The following is a 1,392-nucleotide window of genomic DNA, read 5'->3' as shown; positions in this document are numbered from 1 at the left end:
CCGAGACCGTCGCGAGCATCTCGAAGAGGTGCCGGGTATTGCCCTCCCCGATGGCCGGAAGACGGGAACCGAGGTGCGTTGCGAGGCGGAGCGCCCGCCCGGTGTCGCCGGTCACGAGGAGGGCCTCGTCGGCGACCACCCGGAGTTGCTCACTCGACTCGCGATCACCGGGCGCACCGAGCCAGACCGGGGCACTCTCACTGTCGAAGTTCCGCTGGTTCATCTGCGGCCTCGCCTTCTTTCGCTTGTCATTCTTGACCCGCGTGCACTGTTTCGGCGTCCTCCTCTCGCCGAGCCCACTGTGCCGCATCCCCGGTTCCGCTGTGTTCGTCGTTTCACCCTCGCCGCCGGACCCGCGTTCGGATCCGAGCGTGCCCGTCCGGCCCCTGGATCAGTCGGTGATGTCTGTGAGGGCCCGGCCGGAGGGGCGGGTCGGCGACTTGGCGGTCGCCTTCCGCGGCAGGCGGTTCTCGGCGCTGACCATCCAGGCGTACTGCTCGAGCTTCTCGATGAAGCCGTGCAGGATATCGGCGCTTGTCGGGTCCTCTTCGTCAACGGCGTCGTGCACCTTGCGGATGTTCTTGACCGTCGCGTCGAGCCGTTCCGTGATCATGACGACGGTTTCCGCGGTGTCGACCTCGCCCGCCGGGAACTTCGGCAGGTGGGTGTCCTTGGCGACCGTCTCGGTGCGTCCGTCGGGGAGGGCGTCGAGTGCGCGCATCCGCTCGGCCAGCTCGTCGGAGAAGATGCGTGCATCGTCGATGATCTCGTCGAGCTGCAGGTGCAGGTCGCGGAAGTTGTGGCCGACGACACTCCAGTGCGCCTGCTTGCCCTGAACGTGGAGTTCGATCAGGTCGACGAGGACGGACTGGAGGTTGCCGCCGAGTTCAGCCGATGCCTTCATGGGTGTGCCCCTCTCACGCGGGACGTCGGCTCCGACGGATGCCGGGCGAGGGTCCCGCTCGTTTCGAACAGCACGATAGCAGGGGTGTCGCCGCCGTGTCAGGTCGAGCGGATGCCCCTGTTCGGGTGTGCCTCGACCGGCGCTAGGCCTGGGTGTCGGCCGGGGTGTCGCGGCGGCGGAAGAGCGCGGGCCCGGACTGGTCGACGGCGAGCTGAAGCCGCTCGTCGTGCGTGCCCGGCAGGGGCGGGAGCGCGTCGAGCGGCCACCAGGCCGCCGCCGTATTCTCGCCGTCGGCCGGGTGCGGCTCACCGCTCACCCACCGGCAGCGGAAGAGCACGTCGAGATATTGGGCGTGATCGCCGTTGGCGTATTGGAGGGGCTCGCGGGCGAAGACACCGACGAGAGCGTCGACCTCGGCCTCAACGGTGCGGGCAAGACCACGCTTCTGCGGATGCTCGCGGGCGTCGACAAGCCGGACACCGGCACGA

Annotated in this window: 2 protein-coding genes and 1 pseudogene; 1 reads left to right on the top strand and 2 read right to left on the bottom strand. The window is 68.8% G+C overall.

The window, feature by feature from the left end; translation table 11 throughout:
* Together QN345_RS19105 and QN345_RS19100 are read right to left on the bottom strand one after the other, a co-directional pair.
* The coding region (locus tag QN345_RS19105; RefSeq protein ID WP_323509123.1) for a hypothetical protein at positions 1-223 on the bottom strand (223 nt) is incomplete at its 3' end.
* A gap of 168 nt (positions 224-391) precedes the next feature.
* The gene (locus tag QN345_RS19100; RefSeq protein WP_370294943.1) at positions 392-1,006 is read right to left on the bottom strand and encodes a Dps family protein; all 615 of its coding nucleotides are present in this window, start codon (positions 1,004-1,006) and stop codon (positions 392-394) included.
* 304 nt (positions 1,007-1,310) lie between these two features.
* Here QN345_RS19100 and QN345_RS19090 point away from each other — a divergent pair.
* Positions 1,311-1,392 (top strand): annotated as a pseudogene (locus tag QN345_RS19090) (ATP-binding cassette domain-containing protein); the annotation flags it as partial.

The organism is Cryobacterium sp. 10I1 (assembly GCF_035019805.1).
Lineage (GTDB): Bacteria > Actinomycetota > Actinomycetes > Actinomycetales > Microbacteriaceae > Cryobacterium > Cryobacterium glucosi.
Note: the sequence above shows the minus strand (reverse complement) of the source record. Positions and strands in the feature narration are given on the sequence as shown.